The organism is Mycobacterium sp. SMC-14 (assembly GCF_046250075.1).
Classification (GTDB): Bacteria; Actinomycetota; Actinomycetes; order Mycobacteriales; family Mycobacteriaceae; genus Mycobacterium.
The window spans coordinates 968,619-985,822 of sequence record NZ_CP176429.1 but is presented as its reverse complement, the minus strand read 5'-3'; the positions used below and the strand labels follow the sequence as shown (position 1 = coordinate 985,822).

At 66.7% G+C, this 17,204-nt stretch carries 14 protein-coding genes; 8 read left to right on the top strand and 6 right to left on the bottom strand.

The annotated features are described in order from the left end of the window. Nucleotides 1-44: 44 nt before the first annotated feature. Entirely contained in the window at nucleotides 45-938 is an 894-nt protein-coding gene (locus tag ACKY0W_RS04730) for a DUF5336 domain-containing protein (RefSeq protein WP_409436607.1), read from the bottom strand. 154 nt (nucleotides 939-1,092) lie between these two features. Here ACKY0W_RS04730 and ACKY0W_RS04725 point away from each other — a divergent pair, with 154 nt between their 5' ends. Continuing rightward, nucleotides 1,093-1,941, top strand: coding sequence for an LLM class F420-dependent oxidoreductase (locus tag ACKY0W_RS04725; protein WP_409436606.1), 849 nt, complete (start codon nucleotides 1,093-1,095; stop codon nucleotides 1,939-1,941). A 95-nt stretch (nucleotides 1,942-2,036) separates the two neighbouring features. Here the strand turns inward: ACKY0W_RS04725 and ACKY0W_RS04720 are convergent, their stop codons facing one another. From ACKY0W_RS04720 to sucC, 3 genes are all read right to left on the bottom strand, one after another. Continuing rightward, on the bottom strand, nucleotides 2,037-3,569 hold the full coding sequence (locus ACKY0W_RS04720) for an acetyl-CoA acetyltransferase (RefSeq protein ID WP_409436605.1): 1,533 nt from the start codon (nucleotides 3,567-3,569) through the stop codon (nucleotides 2,037-2,039). 90 nt (nucleotides 3,570-3,659) lie between these two features. Beyond that, nucleotides 3,660-4,562, bottom strand: coding sequence for a succinate--CoA ligase subunit alpha (gene sucD / locus ACKY0W_RS04715; RefSeq protein ID WP_409436604.1), 903 nt, complete (start codon nucleotides 4,560-4,562; stop codon nucleotides 3,660-3,662). Between the two features lie 3 nt (nucleotides 4,563-4,565). Beyond that, entirely contained in the window at nucleotides 4,566-5,741 is a 1,176-nt protein-coding gene (gene sucC, locus ACKY0W_RS04710) for an ADP-forming succinate--CoA ligase subunit beta (protein WP_406756077.1), read from the bottom strand. A gap of 270 nt (nucleotides 5,742-6,011) precedes the next feature. Here sucC and ACKY0W_RS04705 point away from each other — a divergent pair, with 270 nt between their 5' ends. Further along, a complete protein-coding gene (locus ACKY0W_RS04705) occupies nucleotides 6,012-7,031 on the top strand; it encodes a M23 family metallopeptidase (protein ID WP_409436603.1) in 1,020 nt (339 codons plus the stop codon). 9 nt (nucleotides 7,032-7,040) lie between these two features. Continuing rightward, on the top strand, nucleotides 7,041-7,583 hold the full coding sequence (locus ACKY0W_RS04700) for a hypothetical protein (protein WP_409436602.1): 543 nt from the start codon (nucleotides 7,041-7,043) through the stop codon (nucleotides 7,581-7,583). 68 nt (nucleotides 7,584-7,651) lie between these two features. On the opposite strand, the gene pcrA is transcribed toward ACKY0W_RS04700, so the two are convergent. Beyond that, nucleotides 7,652-10,030 (bottom strand): DNA helicase PcrA, encoded by a 2,379-nt coding sequence (pcrA, locus tag ACKY0W_RS04695; protein WP_409436601.1) that lies wholly within the window; start codon nucleotides 10,028-10,030, stop codon nucleotides 7,652-7,654. Nucleotides 10,031-10,276: 246 nt separating this feature from the next. Between pcrA and ACKY0W_RS04690 the strand changes: the two genes are divergently transcribed. Together ACKY0W_RS04690 and pgi are read left to right on the top strand one after the other, a co-directional pair. After that, the gene (locus ACKY0W_RS04690; protein WP_406756081.1) at nucleotides 10,277-10,540 is read left to right on the top strand and encodes a chorismate mutase; all 264 of its coding nucleotides are present in this window, start codon (nucleotides 10,277-10,279) and stop codon (nucleotides 10,538-10,540) included. Nucleotides 10,541-10,746: 206 nt separating this feature from the next. Next, nucleotides 10,747-12,414, top strand: a complete 1,668-nt coding sequence (gene pgi / locus ACKY0W_RS04685) for a glucose-6-phosphate isomerase (RefSeq protein ID WP_409436600.1) — start codon at nucleotides 10,747-10,749, stop codon at nucleotides 12,412-12,414. A gap of 21 nt (nucleotides 12,415-12,435) precedes the next feature. Here the strand turns inward: pgi and ACKY0W_RS04680 are convergent, their stop codons facing one another. Further along, the gene (locus ACKY0W_RS04680) at nucleotides 12,436-13,044 is read right to left on the bottom strand and encodes a TetR/AcrR family transcriptional regulator (protein ID WP_409437649.1); all 609 of its coding nucleotides are present in this window, start codon (nucleotides 13,042-13,044) and stop codon (nucleotides 12,436-12,438) included. Nucleotides 13,045-13,213: 169 nt separating this feature from the next. Here ACKY0W_RS04680 and ACKY0W_RS04675 point away from each other — a divergent pair, with 169 nt between their 5' ends. From ACKY0W_RS04675 to ACKY0W_RS04665, 3 genes are read left to right on the top strand one after another with little or no spacing between them, the layout of a single operon-like run. After that, nucleotides 13,214-13,660, top strand: a complete 447-nt coding sequence (locus ACKY0W_RS04675) for an MmpS family transport accessory protein (RefSeq protein WP_409436599.1) — start codon at nucleotides 13,214-13,216, stop codon at nucleotides 13,658-13,660. After that, nucleotides 13,657-16,533 carry an RND family transporter gene (locus ACKY0W_RS04670; protein ID WP_409436598.1) on the top strand — a complete coding sequence of 959 codons (2,877 nt, stop codon included), beginning with the start codon at nucleotides 13,657-13,659 and terminating at the stop codon, nucleotides 16,531-16,533. The genes ACKY0W_RS04675 and ACKY0W_RS04670 overlap by 4 nt, the downstream gene beginning before the upstream one ends. Then, a complete protein-coding gene (locus ACKY0W_RS04665) occupies nucleotides 16,530-16,976 on the top strand; it encodes a DUF5078 domain-containing protein (RefSeq protein ID WP_409436597.1) in 447 nt (148 codons plus the stop codon). Before ACKY0W_RS04670 ends, ACKY0W_RS04665 begins: the two co-directional genes overlap by 4 nt. Nucleotides 16,977-17,204 lie beyond the last annotated feature (228 nt).

Genomic DNA, 17,204 nt, shown 5'->3' with positions numbered 1-17,204 from the left:
GATGTCACGCTGCGAGCACGTTCAACTCGGCGCGCGGGCGCGGGTTAGGGCTGCGCCGGCCCCGACGAGGCCGAGCCGCCCTGCGACTGCTGGCCACCCGTCGAGCTCTGATCCGAACCGGCTGCACTGTGGCCACCGGTCGACGCACTCCCCGAACCACCGGACGACGGCGGGTTGTAGGAGGGGAATCCGGTCGGCGGGGTCGGCGGCCCCTGCGGTGCCGCCTGCTGCGCGCCGGAGTTGAAGGCGCCCGACGAAGGGGAGCCTGGTGCCTGCTGCGCGCCGAAGCCGCCACTGGCAGGCCCGGACGGGTAGCTGCCATACGACGACGGGTAGCCAGGCTGCTGCGGAGCCTGCTGGCCCTGGTGGCCATAACCCTGCTGGCCAGGCTGACCGTAGTAGTTACCGCCCGGCGGCAGCCCGTACTGGGCGTAGGGGTCGTACTTGGGACGCGGCGCCGGCGCGGTCACCACGCCGGCCTCCAGCAGCAGCGATCCGACCGCGGCGGCGGCCTGCAGGACGCTGAAGGTCAGGATCAGCCACAGCCCCCAACCGATGGTGTAGCTGCCGCTGGCATCGGCGACGGTCGAAATAGCCAGCAGCGCGCCCAGTGCCGAGACCACGGCGACCACGGCCGTGTAGCTCTTCGCCTTGGGCAGCAGGGCCGCGCCGGCCAGCAGTGCTGCCAGCACCGCCAGCGGAACGGTGTGGCCGGCGTCGCTGAGGATCAGCGGGTAGTCGACGTCGGTGATCGTCACGATCGGCCCGAAGTTCGCCAGGTAGACACCCAGCCCCAACGCAACCACCGCGATCCGGAGGTACTGCGGCAATTTGCTCTCGACTTCGCCGCCTGATTTCGCGAACGACGGGGTGGATGGCCCATATGAGCCTGGTGGTTGAGAAGGCTGGAAGCCGGGGTTCCCGGGCGAGTAGGTCATGACCTCTCCTGTGCTTGTGGCAGGGCGCTTGTGGGCGGTGCGGCGCGCTTCGACCATCCACGCTAGCGCACTTGCGGGCCGAGTCGGTGGGTCAACACTGCGCGACAAGGACCCCCCCGTTGCCCGCCGAATAGGAACACGTTCTAATCGGGATATGGATTACGGGCTCGTGCTATTCACCAGTGACCGTGGAATCAACCCGGCAGCGGCCGCAAAACTCGCCGATGATCACGGCTTCACCACCTTCTATGTACCGGAGCACACACACATTCCGGTCAAGCGGCAGGCCGCTCACCCGACCACCGGGGACGAGTCGCTGCCCGATGACCGTTATATGCGCACCCTGGACCCGTGGGTCAGCCTGGGAGCTGCGTGCGCGGTGACTTCGCGAGTGCGACTGTCGACCGCGGTGGCGCTGCCGGTCGAGCACGATCCGATCACGCTGGCGAAATCGATCGCCACGCTGGATCACCTGTCCGGCGGCCGGGTGAGCCTGGGTGTCGGATTCGGTTGGAACACCGACGAACTGGCCGACCACGGCGTCCCCGCCGGCCGGCGGCGCACCATGCTTCGGGAGTACCTGGAGGCCATGCGGGCACTGTGGACCCAGGAGGAAGCGTCCTTCGAGGGCGAGTTCGTGAACTTCGGCCCGAGCTGGGCTTGGCCCAAGCCGGTGCAGTCGCACGTTCCGGTGCTGGTCGGTGCGGCCGGGACCGAGAAGAACTTCAAGTGGATCGCCCGCAGCGCCGACGGCTGGATCACCACGCCGCGTGACTTCGACATCGACGCGCCGGTCAAGCTGCTGCAGGACACCTGGGCGGCCGCCGGCCGCGACGGCGCACCGCAGATCGTGGCACTGGACTTCAAGCCCGTTCCCGAGAAGCTGGCGCACTGGGCCGAGATCGGCGTCACCGAGACACTGTTCGGGTTGCCGGACAAGTCCGAGTCCGAGGTGGCGGCGTACGTGGAGCGCCTAGCCGCCAAGCTGGGACTGTCCACCTAAGGGCCCACTCCCCTTTGCCTCGAGCGTGCAGAAACGCCCACACCCACCTGGGCTTTTAGGGGACCGTTGTGCACGCTCGCGCCAAGGGGGGTGGCTCAGCGCGGGGAGCAGCGGTTGCCGTAGTCGAACGCGTGCACCGTCACCGGAGTGCCCAGCGGGTCGCCGTCGGACAGCAGGGCCACCAGATCCTCGTCTTCGGTGGTCGCCAGGAACCGGGTGCCGTCGGCGTCGAGTCGACCGATGATGATCCCGGTCCGGGTCTCCCAGTCATAACGAACGCTGTAGGTCTCGATGGTGGCCGGGCCCTGGGCGCTCTCGGTGACTGGCACGGCGGCTGCGGTATCGGCCTGCGCCTGTAATTCGGCGCTGCGATCCGGCGTCCACGGCACCGCGGTGGTCGAGTACACCCCGACCGCGTACTTGCTCATCATGCCGCCGTTGGCCCCGACGAACGTGAATTGTCCTGGGACACTTCGCGCCGAGGCGACGGCTTCGGCGATCGCGTGCATCGAGTAGTTGTTGCCGGCGCCGCCGAAGAAGGGCAGCCCGCCGGTCAGGGTCAGGCCGCGCGGGTCGTCGGCAGACAGACCGAAGGCGTCGCAGATGGCGAACACCGGGACCGGAAAGCAGCTGTAGAGGTCCATGGCCGCGATGTCGTCGAAGGCGATCCCGGCCATGTCGAGCGCGTCGGTGGTAGCCGTAATAGCGGCCGGATAGGCACTGAGGTCGGGCCGTTCCAGCAGGCGCTGGGCGCGCTGGTCGGCGTGACCGTGCAGGTACACCCAGCGGTCTTCGGGCACGCCCAGGCGGCGTGCGGCCTCGACCGACATCACCAGCACCGCGGCGCCCTGGTTGACCTGATCGCGCGCCACCAGCAGTCGCGGGTAGGGGTCGCAGATCATTCGGTTGCCGGTGCTGATCGTGGCCAGCTCATCGACCGACCGTTCCACCGGCGAGGCCGAGAACGGGTTCTTGGCGGCGATCTTGGTCATCGGTGCGAACAGCTCCGCCATGGCCTGCAGGTAGTCGGCGGTGCCCATGCCCAGCCGGGCACGCCGGGCGTTCTCCAGCAGGCCGTACTGCACCGGCGCACCGGTCAGCCCGTGGATGACGGTGTAGCGCTCGACGAAGTCCTCCAGACCGAAGCCGCGGTCTTCGAGCTGCCCGTCGATGGTCTCGGTGAAGTCCGGCTTGTTGTCGGCCTTGGCGAAGTGGCGCAGCGTCGAGGTCGCGTCGGACCCGCACAGCAGCACCACATCGGCGGTGCCGGCCACGATCTCGCCGGCGAACTCGGTGAGCAGCTTCTGCGGCCCCTGACCGCCCACCTTGTCCAGCACCGCGCGAGCCGGCTCCGCGCCGAGCAGGCGCGCAACCGATCGCGGGAAGTTATTGGACTTGCCCAGCGGTGCTGGGGCTTTGGGAATCGAAATCTCGAACTGGCGGGTGGCCACCACCGCGTCGATGGCCGACGCGACCTGCTCCGAGCTCGCCCCGCAGTCGGCCAACGCCGCCTGTGCGGCCGCTGCGGCCAGCTCCACCGGTGACATCGCGCGGTAGTCGGCGTCGTCGATGCGCTCGGCGGCCTGCCCGACGCCGACGATGACGGGAGTGCGGGGATCGATGCTCATGGATTCACCTCACCACAAATGCCGAACGTGCCGTTTCGTACGACGCGCTGGTGGCGGCGTACGAAACGGCACGATCGGTGCTGCTGTTTTTTACAGGCTCTCGAGGATCTGTCGGGCCAGGGCCGCGGTGGCCGACGGGGTCTTGCCCACCTTCACACCGGCGGCCTCCAGGGCCTCCTGCTTGGCGGCCGCGGTGCCCGACGAGCCGGACACGATGGCGCCGGCGTGGCCCATGGTCTTGCCCTCCGGCGCGGTGAACCCGGCCACGTAGCCGACGACGGGCTTGGTGACGTTGGCCTTGATGTAGGCCGCGGCCCGCTCCTCGGCGTCGCCGCCGATCTCGCCGATCATCACGATGACCTTGGTGTTCGGGTCCTTCTCGAACGCCTCGATGGCGTCGATGTGGGTGGTACCGATCACCGGGTCGCCGCCGATGCCGATGGCGGTGGAGAAACCGAAGTCCCGCAGCTCGTACATCATCTGGTAGGTCAGCGTGCCGGACTTCGACACCAGACCGATGGGGCCGGTGCCCGAGATGTTGGCCGGGGTGATGCCGACCAGGCACTCACCCGGGGTGATGATGCCGGGACAGTTCGGCCCGATGATCCGGGTCTTCTCACCCTTGTCCACGTTGTAGGCCCACGCATAGGCGCTGTCCTGCACGGGGATGCCCTCGGTGATGACCACCAGCAGCGGAATCTCGGCGTCGATGGCCTCGATCATCGCGTCCTTGGAGAAGGCCGGCGGCACGAAGGCGATCGACACGTCAGCGCCGGTCTCCTTCATGGCCTCGGCGACACTGCCGAACACCGGCAGCTCGACGTCGTTACCGTCCTTGTCCTTGTGCGCAACCGTGGTGCCGGCCTTACGGGCGTTGACGCCACCGACGATCTGGGTGCCGGCGGCAAGCATCCGCGCGGTGTGCTTGGTCGCCTCGGCACCGGTGATGCCCTGGACGATGACCTTGCTGTCCTTGTTGACGAAGATCGACATGACTTAAGCGTCCTTTCCGGCGTTCGCCAGCTCGGCGGCCTTGTCGGCGGCCTCGTCCATGGTGGCGACGACGGTCACCAGCGGGTGGTTGGCCTCGGCCAGGATCGCCCGACCCTCCTCGACGTTGTTGCCGTCCAGGCGCACCACCAGCGGCTTGGTCGCGGCGTCACCGAGGATCCCCAGCGCCGACACGATGCCGTTGGCCACCGCGTCGCAGGCGGTGATCCCGCCGAACACGTTGACGAACACGCTCTTGACCTGCTTGTCACCCAGGATGACGTCCAGGCCGGCGGCCATCACCTCGGCGGAGGCGCCGCCCCCGATGTCGAGGAAGTTGGCCGGCTTCACGCCGCCGTGCTTCTCACCGGCGTAGGCGGTGACGTCCAGGGTGGACATGACCAGGCCGGCGCCGTTGCCGATGATGCCGACCTCGCCGTCCAGCTTGACGTAGTTCAGGTCGTGCTCTTTGGCCTTGATCTCCAGCGGGTCGGTGGCGTCCAGGTCCGCGAACTCGGCGTGACCGGGCTGCCGGAACTCGGCATTGCCGTCCAGGGTGACCTTGCCGTCCAGCGCCAGGATCTGGTCGTCGGGGGTGCGAACCAGCGGGTTGACCTCAACCAGGGTGGCGTCTTCGGCGACGAAGACCTCCCACAGCTTCTGGATGGTCACCGCGGCGGCGTCGAGCACCTCGGCGGGCAGGTGGCCCTGCTCGGCGATCGAGCGGGCGAACGCCAGGTCGACACCCTTGACCGCGTCGACGGGCACCTTGGCCAGGCGCTCCGGCTTGGTGGCGGCGACCTCTTCGATCTCCATGCCGCCCTCGACCGAGCACATGGCCAGGTAGGTGCGGTTGGAGCGGTCGAGCAGGAAGGAGATGTAGTACTCCTCGGCGATGTCGCTCGCCTCGGCTACCAGCAGCTTCTTGACAACGTGGCCCTTGATGTCCAGACCGAGGATGTTCTGCGCGTGGGTGAACGCGTCGTCCGGGGTGGCGGCGTACTTCACGCCACCGGCCTTGCCACGGCCGCCGACCTTGACCTGCGCCTTCACCATGACCGGCCGGCCGATCTCGGTGGCGATGGCCTTGGCGTCCTCAGCCGAGGTGGTTACCCGGCCGGGGGTGGTGGGCACGTTGTGCTTGGCGAACAGCTCCTTCGCCTGATACTCGAAAAGATCCATGGGCTCACTGTCTTATTGCGGGTCGCCGGCAAGCCGGCGCTGTCGGATTGTGAGAGATTTAGCTCCCGAGGCACTGTATCGAGAGTGCGGCGGGGTTCCCTCCTCGCGTACCACTGCTGTGGCACATCTCACCGCCAGAAAAACGTGATTCGTTTCACATTAACGACTGGATTCGGCCGATAGCTTGCCAGGCCCCAGCGGGAGTGGTTACCGTCACCAGGTCCAGGTCTTTATAACGTTCTGATCACGACCAGAGGAACTTCCAGACTGATGCAGCACGGTGCACCGATGCGTCCGGTTTCCGGCGGGGCTCTCCCTCGACGTCGAAACGGCGCCACGGCAGCCGCGATTCGGCCTTCGGCACCCAGCCCCTCCGAGGTCACCGACATCATTCCGTTCAACGAGTTCGGCTGGCCCGAGGACGCCTTCAGCGAAGACACGTTCGACGAGGCCTCCGATGTGTTGCTGGCCCCCGAGCTCGATGACATGACCGACACCGACAACATGCCGGTGCTGCAGCTGGCGTTCCCCCGCGGTGGTTACTCGGAGCGCCACTACCGCCGGCACGAGGTGGCCCAGCCGCCCGCGCGCGGCGGCAAACACCGCAACCAGCCCGCCAGTGCCGTCAAGAGCCGGGTGATGATCGCCGCGATGGCCGCCGGCGCAGCCGCTGCTGCCGCACACGCCGCCACTCACCCGTCGGGCGACACCGTCGCCCGCCCCGCCGTGCTGGCGGCCAGCAAGACGACGCTGAACGACGGCACCACCACCACTTCCAGCCACGGCCTGCAGATGATCACGGTCAAAGCCGCGGCCAACGTCGTCGTGCACAACGAGGAGCTGGCCAAGGGCGTGGCGTACGCGCAGGAGCGCGCCGAGCGTGAAGCCCGCTTGCAACGCCCGCTGTTCGTCGCCCCCACCCAGGGCGCGTTTACGTCGAACTTCGGCTACCGCTGGGGTGTGCTGCACGCCGGCATCGACATCGCCAACGCCATCGGCACCCCGATCCTGGCGGCCTCCGACGGCGTGGTGATCGAGTCGGGCCCCAGCGCCGGTTACGGCATGCTGGTCAAGCTGCGCCACTCCGATGGCACCGTGACCCTCTACGGCCACATCAACCGGTCGCTGGTCAGTGTCGGCGAGCGGGTCATGGCGGGCGACCAGATCGCCGAGATGGGCAATCGCGGCTACTCGACCGGCCCGCACCTGCACTTCGAGGTGCTGCAGAACGGCACCAACCGGATCGACCCGGCTTCCTGGCTCGCCAAGCGCGGCATCAACTTCGCCTAATCTGGAATGGTGAGCGACCGCCACCACCCACCTACCGGCGCAAACCCTTCCGGCCAGAGCCCGGCGAGTTCCTCCAGCCGCATCATCCGACGGGCACCCACCGGCGCCATCCCGATCGTCCCCTCCTCGTCGCGGATACCGCCACCCTTCCAGCCCAGCCCGGCGTCGCTGCCGGCGCGATTCCCGTCATCCGGTGTCGCGATCGGCGCCTGTGTGCTCGCTCTGGTGGGCTGCTGGGCCACCTCGGTGGTCTCCACCGACCTGATCGCCAGCTGGTGGCACACCGACCGGCTGTTCTGCGTCGCGGTCGCCTTCTTGAGTCTGGTGTTCGCCGGGACGACGGTGTCCGGGGTGATCATGCTGCTGCTGCGGCGCTCGGTCGGCCGCTACCTGATCGCGGTGGGAGCGGTGGTCGCCCTGCTGACATTCGGCAGCCTGTTCCTGGCCGGAGCCCGGGTGCCGGGGATCGTGCACGTCATCCCGTTCATCGAGATCGCCACCGTCGCGGCGGCACTGCACCCGGCCACCAGGCGCTGGCTGTTCGGCAGTTAGTGAGCCTCGACGGAGGAGAGGCGAAGCTGGACTGCCGATTCAAGCCCGGCGGCTAGTGGAACCAGCGGTCAGAGCTTGGTCACCGGCGCGTGGTTGTGCATCAGCTTGACCCGCCCGGAGCTGCCGAAGTCGATCAGCGACATCGCCGACTCCCCCACCCCGGACACTTCCTCCACCCGGCCCAGCCCGTACTTGTCGTGCGTGACTCGATCCCCGGCCGCCAGCACCAGCAGGGGCCGGTTGGCCGATCGGCTCGGTGCCGGCCGCGGAGTTCCGAACCGGCCGGCGCCACTGACCGGAGCGCTCGGTGAGGCGGTGACGTCGGTACGCCGCCAGTCGATGAGCTCCTGCGGGATCTCCCGAAGGAATCGCGATTCCGGATTCAACATGGGCTGACCCCACGACGAACGCACCTTGGCCCGGCTCAGATACAGCCGTTGGCGCGCCCGGGTCAGGCCGACGTAGGCCAGCCGGCGTTCCTCGGACAGTTCGCGGGCATCCCCCAGCGAGCGCATGTGCGGGAACATGCCGTCTTCCCAGCCGACGACGAACACCACCGGGAACTCCAGGCCTTTGGCGGTATGCAACGTCATCAGGGTGACCATGCCGGACCCGTGCTCGGGGATCTCGTCGGTGTCGGCGATCAGCGAGACCCGCTCCAAAAACGCCGCCAGCACTCCGACGTCGGGCACATCCTCCTCCTCCAGGGTGCCGTCCTGGTCGGCGAGCGCGTTGGCTCGGTCAATGCTGAATTCGTGTGCGACGCTGACGAGTTCGTTGATGTTGTCCAGGCGGGCCAAATCCTGCGGATCGGTCGAGGCCTCCAGTTCGGTGCGGTAGCCGGTGCGGTCCAGCACCAGCTCCACCAGAGAGCCGAGGTCGTCATCACAGGTGTTCAGGTGCGCCCGCAACTCCTCGAGCATCGCCACGAAGGCGGCGATCGCGTTCTGCGAACGGCTGTTGAGCATCGGTACGCCACCCTCGGCGGCGGCGGCCAGCGCGCCGGCAAACCCGGTGCCGGTGTTCTCCGCGTGCACCGAGACGCACGCCTCGGCACGATCGCCGATACCGCGGCGTGGGGTGTTGAGGATGCGCCGCAGGCTCACCGCATCGCCGGGATTGTCCAGCACTCGCAGGTAAGCGATGATGTCGCGGATCTCTTTGCGCTCGTAGAAGCGCACGCCGCCAACGACTTTGTACGGGATGCCGCTGCGGATGAAGACCTCTTCCAGCGACCGCGACGCATTGTTGGTGCGGTAGAACACCGCGATGTCGCTGTAGTTGACCGCGCCCGCATCGGTCAGGGCATCGATCTCCTGCGCGACGAACCGCGCCTCGTCGTGTTCGTTGTCGGCGACGTAGCCGACGATCAGCTCGCCGTCGCCGGCGTCAGTCCACAGCCGCTTCTCCCGGCGCCCGGAGTTGTAGGCGATCACCGCGTTGGCTGCCGAGAGGATGTTCTGCGTGGAGCGGTAGTTCTGTTCCAGCAGGATGGTGGTCGCGTCGGGGTAGTCGCGTTCGAAATCCTCGATGTTGCGGATGGTGGCGCCGCGGAAGGCGTAGATCGACTGATCGGCATCACCGACCACACACAGCTCCGCGGGTGGCAGGTCCGCATCGTCGTGCCCACCCGCGCGGTGTCCATGCGGCGGTCCCAGCTTCACCTCTCCTCCGTCGGGCCTCGCTGAACCGCCCGAGTGCCCCGCCAGCTCGCGCACCAGCATGTACTGGGCATGGTTGGTGTCCTGATACTCGTCGACCAGGATGTGCCGGAATCGGCGCCGATAGTGCTGGGCGATCTCCGGGAACGCCTGCAGGATCGCGACCGTCTCGCCGATCAGGTCGTCGAAGTCCAGCGCGTTGGCCGACCGCAGCCGGCGCTGATACTCGGTGTAGACCGCGGCCACCACCCGGCTCAGGTCATCGGAGCTCTCGGTGAGGTCGGCCAGCGCCCGGTCCGGGTCGATCAGTTCGTTCTTCAGGTTGGAGATCGCATTGGCCAACAGCCGCGGCGAGTGCCGCTTGACGTCCAGGCCCATGTCTCGGCCGATCATCAGCAGCAGGCGGCGCGAATCGTCGGCGTCATAGATCGAGAAATTCGAGTTCAGACCGGGGACCACCGAGGCCTGGTTACGCAGGATCCGCACGCAGGTGGAGTGAAACGTCGACACCCACATCACCCGGGCCCGGGGACCGACCAGGCTCGACACCCGCTCACGCATCTCGGCGGCGGCCTTGTTGGTGAAGGTGATCGCCAGGATCTGGCCCACCCCTACCTCGCGGGCGGCCAGCAGATAGGCGATGCGTCGGGTGAGCACCGCGGTCTTGCCCGAGCCGGCGCCGGCCACGATCAGCAGCGGGGAGCCCTCGTGCAGTACGGCCCGGCGCTGCTGGGGATTGAGCCCGTCGAGGAGGTGATCGGTCTGCGGAGTCGCGTGCACTGTCATATCGCAACCCAACGTACCGCCGCCCGACGACACTCTTTGCGCTGGCACGGCCCTTAGTGGCAGACTCGTTTCGTGCTCGACATGCAGCGTCGATTTTTCTACGGGTACCGGTCAGCGGTGCCCGTGGTTTAGCTGCAACGCCAAGCCCCGCGGTCCGCTTCGCCGACCCGGGGCTCGTCTGTTGTGTGAGGCCGGATCGCCGATGGGACCAGAAACCACCAACAGCGAGAACCTGGAGTTTTGATCATGTCTGCCCAACCCCAACAGCTGCCCGACATTGACGACCTGCGCCACGAGATCGACCGGCTCGATGCCGAGATCCTGGCCGCGGTGAAGCGCCGCACCGAGATCTCGCAGGAAATCGGCAAGGCCCGGATGGCGTCCGGCGGCACCCGCCTGGTGCACAGCCGCGAGATGAAGGTGCTCGAGCGCTACAGCGAACTCGGCCAGGACGGCAAGGACCTGGCGATGCTGTTGCTGCGGCTCGGCCGCGGCCGGCTCGGCCACTAGGGCGCCGCGCCCGCAGTTGCCGCTGGCCCGATGGCGACGACCCGCTGCGCCCGGCTCCGCCGCGCTGGCGATCGCCGCTGGCCCGATGGCGACGACCCGCTGCGCCCGGCTCCGCCGCGCTGGCGATCGCCGCTGGCCTGATGGCCGACCCGCGGTAACGTCCGGCGCTGCACCGACGACGGCGACCCGCCGCTAATGTCGGGGGTATGAGCTCCGTTCCCCAGATCCCGGACATCTCAACCACCCCGGCCTGGAACGCGTTGCGCAAGCATCACGAGCAGATCGGCGACACCCACCTACGCGAGTTCTTCGCCGACGATCCCGAACGCGGCACCCGGTTCACCGCCACCGTCGGTGACCTCTACATCGACTACAGCAAGCACCGCATCACCTCCGAGACCGTGCGTCTGCTGGTCGATCTGGCCCAGACGGCCGGCCTTGAGGACCGGCGCGACGCGATGTTCGCCGGGGTGCACATCAACACCTCCGAGGATCGGGCGGTGCTGCACACCGCTTTGCGGCTGCCGCGCAACGCCGACCTGCACGTCGACGGCCAGGATGTGGTCGCCGACGTGCACACGGTGCTCGACGCGATGGGCGATTTCACCGACCGATTGCGCAGCGGCGAATGGACCGGCGCCACCGGGAAACGCATCGAGACCGTGGTCAACATCGGTATCGGCGGCTCGGACCTTGGCCCGGTGATGGTGGACCGGGCGTTGCGTCACTACGCCGACGCCGGTATCTCGGCACGTTTCGTCTCCAACGTCGACCCGGCCGACCTGATCGCCAAACTGGCCGGCTTGGATCCGGCCAGCACGCTTTTCGTCGTCGCCTCCAAGACGTTCTCAACCCTGGAGACGCTGACCAACGCCACCGCGGCCCGCCGCTGGCTCACCGAGGCGCTGGGCGACGCGGCGGTGTCCAAGCACTTCGTGGCGGTCTCCACCAATGCTGCGTTGGTCGAGGAGTTCGGCATCGACACCGCGAACATGTTCGGATTCTGGGACTGGGTCGGCGGGCGGTACTCGGTGGATTCGGCCATCGGGCTGTCGGTGATGGCCGTCATCGGCCGGGAGCGCTTCGCGGAATTCTTGTCCGGCTTCCACATCGTCGACGAGCACTTCCGCACCGCGCCTTTGGAATCCAATGCGCCGGCGCTACTGGGCCTGATCGGGCTGTGGTACTCCGACTTCTTCGGCGCCCAATCCCGCGCGGTGCTGCCCTACTCCAACGATCTGGACCGCTTCGCCGCCTATCTGCAGCAGCTCACCATGGAGTCCAACGGCAAGTCGACCCGCGCCGACGGCACGCCGGTCAGCACCGACACCGGTGAAATCTATTGGGGCGAACCGGGAACCAACGGCCAGCACGCGTTCTACCAACTGCTGCACCAGGGCACCCGGCTGATACCGGCCGACTTCATCGGCTTCGCCCAACCCGTCGACGACCTGGCCACCGCGGACGGTACCGGCAGCATGCACGACCTGTTGATGAGCAACTTCTTCGCCCAGACCCAGGTGCTGGCGTTCGGCAAGAGCGCCGAGGAGATCGCCGCCGAGGGCACCCCCGCAGATGTCGTGCCGCACAAGGTGATGCCCGGCAACCGCCCGACGACCTCGATTCTGGCGACCCAGCTCACCCCGTCGGTGCTGGGACAGCTGATCGCGCTCTACGAGCATCAGGTGTTCACCGAGGGTGTGGTGTGGGGCATCGACTCCTTCGACCAGTGGGGCGTGGAGCTGGGCAAGACGCAGGCCAAGGCACTGCTGCCGGTGCTCACCGACGATGCCGCCCCGCCGCGCCAGACCGACAGTTCCACCGACGCGCTGGTGCGCCGCTACCGAGCGGAACGCGGCCGGGCTTCGTCGTAATTTGCGACTGCCCGGCGGTGGCTAAGTCGGCCGGTGCCCCGAACCCTTGGCCCGCAGGCTGGGCAGCAGCACGTCGTCGACCACGACACGGACCGTTTCCTGAGTCGGTGGCCGATCGGAAACCAGTGCCCGGAACACCAGGTAGCCCGGGAGCAGATCGTAGATCTCCTGATTGATCACCGAGGCCTCGATCTCACCACGTGCGACGGCATCGGCCAGCACGGAGTCGATAACAACATTGCGATGCTGGATGAACTTCTGCTGCATCACCTCTTGCAACGCGGGGCTGTGCGACATCTCGTTCAGCACTGCGCGCATGGTGCGCATGTGTTCCAGCGCCCGCCCACAGGTCCAGCGGCCGATCTCCAGCAGGTCACCACGCAGTGAGCCGGTATTGGGAGCGGCGGCCGACGCGCGAGTGCCTTCGATGAACGCCGCGAGCACCAGGTCGGCCTTCGTGGGCCAACGCCGATACATCGTGGCTTTACTGGCCTTGGCCCTGGTAGCCACCGCCTCGACGGTGAGGCGGTCGTATCCATGCTCTTGCAACAGCTCCAGCGTGATCGCCAGCAGCTCGGCCTCCCGCGCACTCCACGGGCACCCCGTGTCGTCGCCACGATCCTTGGAAATCGTCGTCTCCTTCCACCCGCACCGCGGTCGTTCCGCAAGAGCAGCGTTTTGCGCAGATGTCAAGCAGGTTGCGATACATCGGCACGGTACCGTACCGTTTCATCCTACGTGACAATCTCACCGCATCGCATGCGGTGAGATCGTCAGCGCGGCGTCGAAAGGCTTTGTTTTGACCAAGTTTTCGGTAACCAAGTTGGTCCGCCGGCACTGGGTGGCGATCGTGGCGATCGTGGTGGTCGCTCTGGTCGGGTTCAGCGTTGACCGACTGCGCGGCATCTTCGGCTCGAACAACGAGGTGTCGAGGCCCGGCTCAGAGGCTTTGGAGAACACCGGCTACAACCCCAAACAGGTGTTGTTCGAGGTGTTCGGTTCGCCCGGATCCGTGGCCACCATCAACTATCTGGACATCAACGCCCAGCCTCAGCGCGTCGAGAACGTCCCGCTGCCGTGGTCGCAGGCGCTGACCACCGACGACCCGACGATGTACGCCGACCTTCGCGCCCAGGGCGACGGCAACACCATCGGCTGCCGAATCACCGTCAACGGCATCGTCACGGATGAAAGGTCTACGAACCACGTGAACGGATACATCGCGTGCCTGGACAAGACCGCATGAGTGGCCAGCACGCCGACACCGCCCCTGAAGCCCACGAGGGCTCCCTGCCGGCGCGGCTCATCCGGAGGCTGTCCTTACCGATCCTGTTGATCTGGATCGCCATCGCTGCCGTTTCGAACACCATCGCACCCCAACTCGAGGTTGTCGGCTGGGAACGCTCAGTCGGGCAGAACGCGCCCGACGCACCGGGCATTCTCGCGATGCGACACATCGGGCAGGTCTTCGACGAATTCGATTCCGACAGTGCGGCCATGATCGTTCTCGAAGGCGATCAGCCCCTGGGGCCCGAGGCACACGAGTACCACGACGGCCTGGTGAAGAAGCTGCGGGCCGACACCGAGCACGTCGAGCACGTCCAGGACTTCTGGGGTGACCCGCTGACCGCCGGTGGCTCACAGAGCAAGGACGGCAAAGCGGCCCTTACCCAGATCTACCTCCGCGGCAACCAGGGCGAGGCGATGTCGAACGAGTCCGTCGACGCCGTCCGCAAGATCGTCGCGGCCGCGCCACCCCCACCCGGCGTCAAGGCCTACGTCACCGGCGCGTCGCCGCTGGTGACCGACAACTTCGAGGTCGGCAGCGCCGGCACCAACGAGGTCACCGCGGTTACCTTCCTGGTCATCGGCCTCATGCTGCTGTTCGTCTACCGCTCAGTGCTGACCATGGCGATCGTCTTGCTGACGGTCGCCGTCGAGCTCGCGGCGGCCCGCGGCGTGGTCGCGGTCCTCGCCCACGCCGGCGTCATCGGCCTGTCCACCTACGCGACGAATCTCTTGACGCTCTTGGCTATTGCGGCCGGCACCGACTACGCGATCTTCGTCGTCGGCCGCTACCAAGAGGCGCGCGGCAAGGGGATGGACCGGATCGCGGCCTACCACGACATGTGGCGCGGCACCGTCCACGTCATGGTCGGATCGGGGTTGACCATCGCCGGCGCGGTCGCCTGCATGGGATTCACCCGGCTCCCCTACTTCCAGACCCTCGGGATACCGGCTGCCATCGGTGTTGTGGTGACCTTGGCGGCCGCCCTGACGCTGGGGCCCGCCGTGTTGTTGATGGCCACCCGGTTCGGGCTGATGGAACCCAAGGTCGCTCAACGGACGCGGGGCTGGCGCAAGATCGGCACCGCCATCGTGCGCTGGCCCGGACCGATCCTGGTGGTCACCGGTGCGACCGCGCTCATCGGCGTGCTCGCATTGCCCGGCTACCAGACCAGCTACGACAACCGCCCCTACATCCCCGACAGCGCGCCCGGCGTCGTCGGGATGGAAGCCGCCGAACGCCACTTCACCGAAGCGCGGATCAATCCCGAATTGGTGATGATCGAAACCGATCACGACATGCGCAACCCGGCAGACATGCTGATTCTCGAACGTGCGGCCAAAGCAATACTCCACACGCCGGGAATCGCCCTGGTGCAGTCCATCACGCGACCGCTCGGAACGCCGATCACGCACAGCTCCATTCCATTCCAGATCAGCGCGTCGAGTGCGAGCCAGATCATGAACCTCGACTACCAGAAAGACCGGGCCAACGATCTGCTGAAGCAGGCCGGCGAGATCGACAACACGATCGAGGTACTCAAGCAACAGCTCGCCCTGCAGCAGCAGAGCGCTGCGGTCACCCACGAACAGACCGAGGCGTTTCACGACACTGTCACGACGATGAACGCGCTGCGGGACAAGCTCGCCGATTTCGATGACCAGTTCCGCCCGCTGCGCAACTACTTCTACTGGGAGCCGCACTGCTTCGACATTCCGATGTGTTGGGCGCTGCGGTCGGTGTTCGACTCGCTGGACGGGATCTCGGAGCTGTCCGAGAAGTTCGGCTCCATCACCGCCAGCCTCGACAACCTCGACGCCCTGCAACCACAGCTGGTGGCCCTGTTGCCGCCACAGATCGCGATTCAGGAGCGCAACCGCGACCTGACGCTGTCGAATTTTGCGACCACCGGGGGCATCAACACCCAGAGCGAAGAAGCCCTGAACAACGCCACCGCGATGGGCAAGGCGTTCGACGATGCCAAGAACGATGACACGTTCTATCTGCCGCCGGAGGCCTTCGACAACGCCGACTTCAAGCGCGGCCTCAAGCTGTTCTTGTCGCCCGATGGCAAGGCGGCCCGGATGATCGTGACCCATCAGGGCAATCCGGCCAATCCCGAGGCGATTCCGCACATCAACGCCATCAAAGAGGCGGTGTTCGATGCCCTCAAGGCGACACCGATGTCGGACGCCAAGATCTATGTCGCGGGTATCGGCTCCACCAACAAGGACATCCAAGAGGGGATGAAGTACGACCTGCTGATCTCGGCGTTGGCCGCGGTCGCTCTCATTCTGCTGATCATGGTGATTGTGACGCGCAGCCTCGTCGCCGCCTTCGTCATCGTCGGCACCGTCGTCCTCTCGCTGGGGGCATCGGTGGGTTTGTCAGTCCTGGTGTGGCAGTACATCTTCGGGATTCACCTGTTCTGGGTCGTCGTTCCGCTGGCCATCATCCTGCTGCTGGCGGTGGGAGCGGACTACAACCTGTTGTTGGTGTCCAGATTCAAGGAGGAGATGGACGCGGGCCTCAACACCGCCATCATCCGGTCGATGGGTGGCACGGGTTCGGTCGTCACCGCCGCCGGTCTGGTGTTCTCGGCGACCATGGCGGCCTTCATCTTCAGCCCCCTGGTGATCCTCGGGCAGATCGGTACAACCATTGGTCTGGGCCTGTTGTTCGACACCTTGATCGTGCGGTCGTTCATGACGCCGTCGATCGCGGCGTTGCTGGGCAAGTGGTTCTGGTGGCCGCAGCTGGTGCGACAGCGTCCGGTTCCCGCGAAGTGGCCCGATCCCGTCCAGCGGCGGCCCGAGGAGGTCCCCGCGTGAAGTATGCAGTCCACCTCGGCATCGCCACGGCAGCCCTGATCGGCGCCGTGGCCACCGCCGGTGTCGTCGCCGCTGACGCCACCGACGACTACCCGATCCCCAGCCGGATCCTGCGTACCCCCTGTTCGGCCGAACAGATCATGGCCGCAGCCCGCGACGTCGCGCCGGTCTACTACGAGCGCTACATGATCGACTACAACAACAAACCCGCCGCCGACCGGCAAGGCGCCCAAGACCGCATCCACTGGTTCTTCGCCATGGACTACGCCGGCCGCCGCCAGTATTCCGAAGACACCGCCACCAACGCCTTTTTCGAAACCATGTCGTGGCGCTGGCCCAACTGGGCCAAGCTGTTCTTCAACAACAAGGGCGTGGCCGCCCACACCACCGACATCTGCATGAACTACCCGGCAGCCGACATGTCGGTCTGGGACTGGAAGTAGCCACAGCCTTCGGCATTTCCCTCATGCTGAGTTTTTGCCGGCGGCCATCGATGTCGGCCCTGCTGAAGTGCGACACATGGTATTTCAGCCGGGCAACCTATCGCGGCACGACAAAGATTTCGACGTCCAGGTTTCCTTAAGCTACGCGCCATGCAGATGCCATCCCGTGCTGGGCGGAGCGCCGCACCGGCGTTCGGCCGCCACCGCGGTGTCCTCGCGTGCTATCTG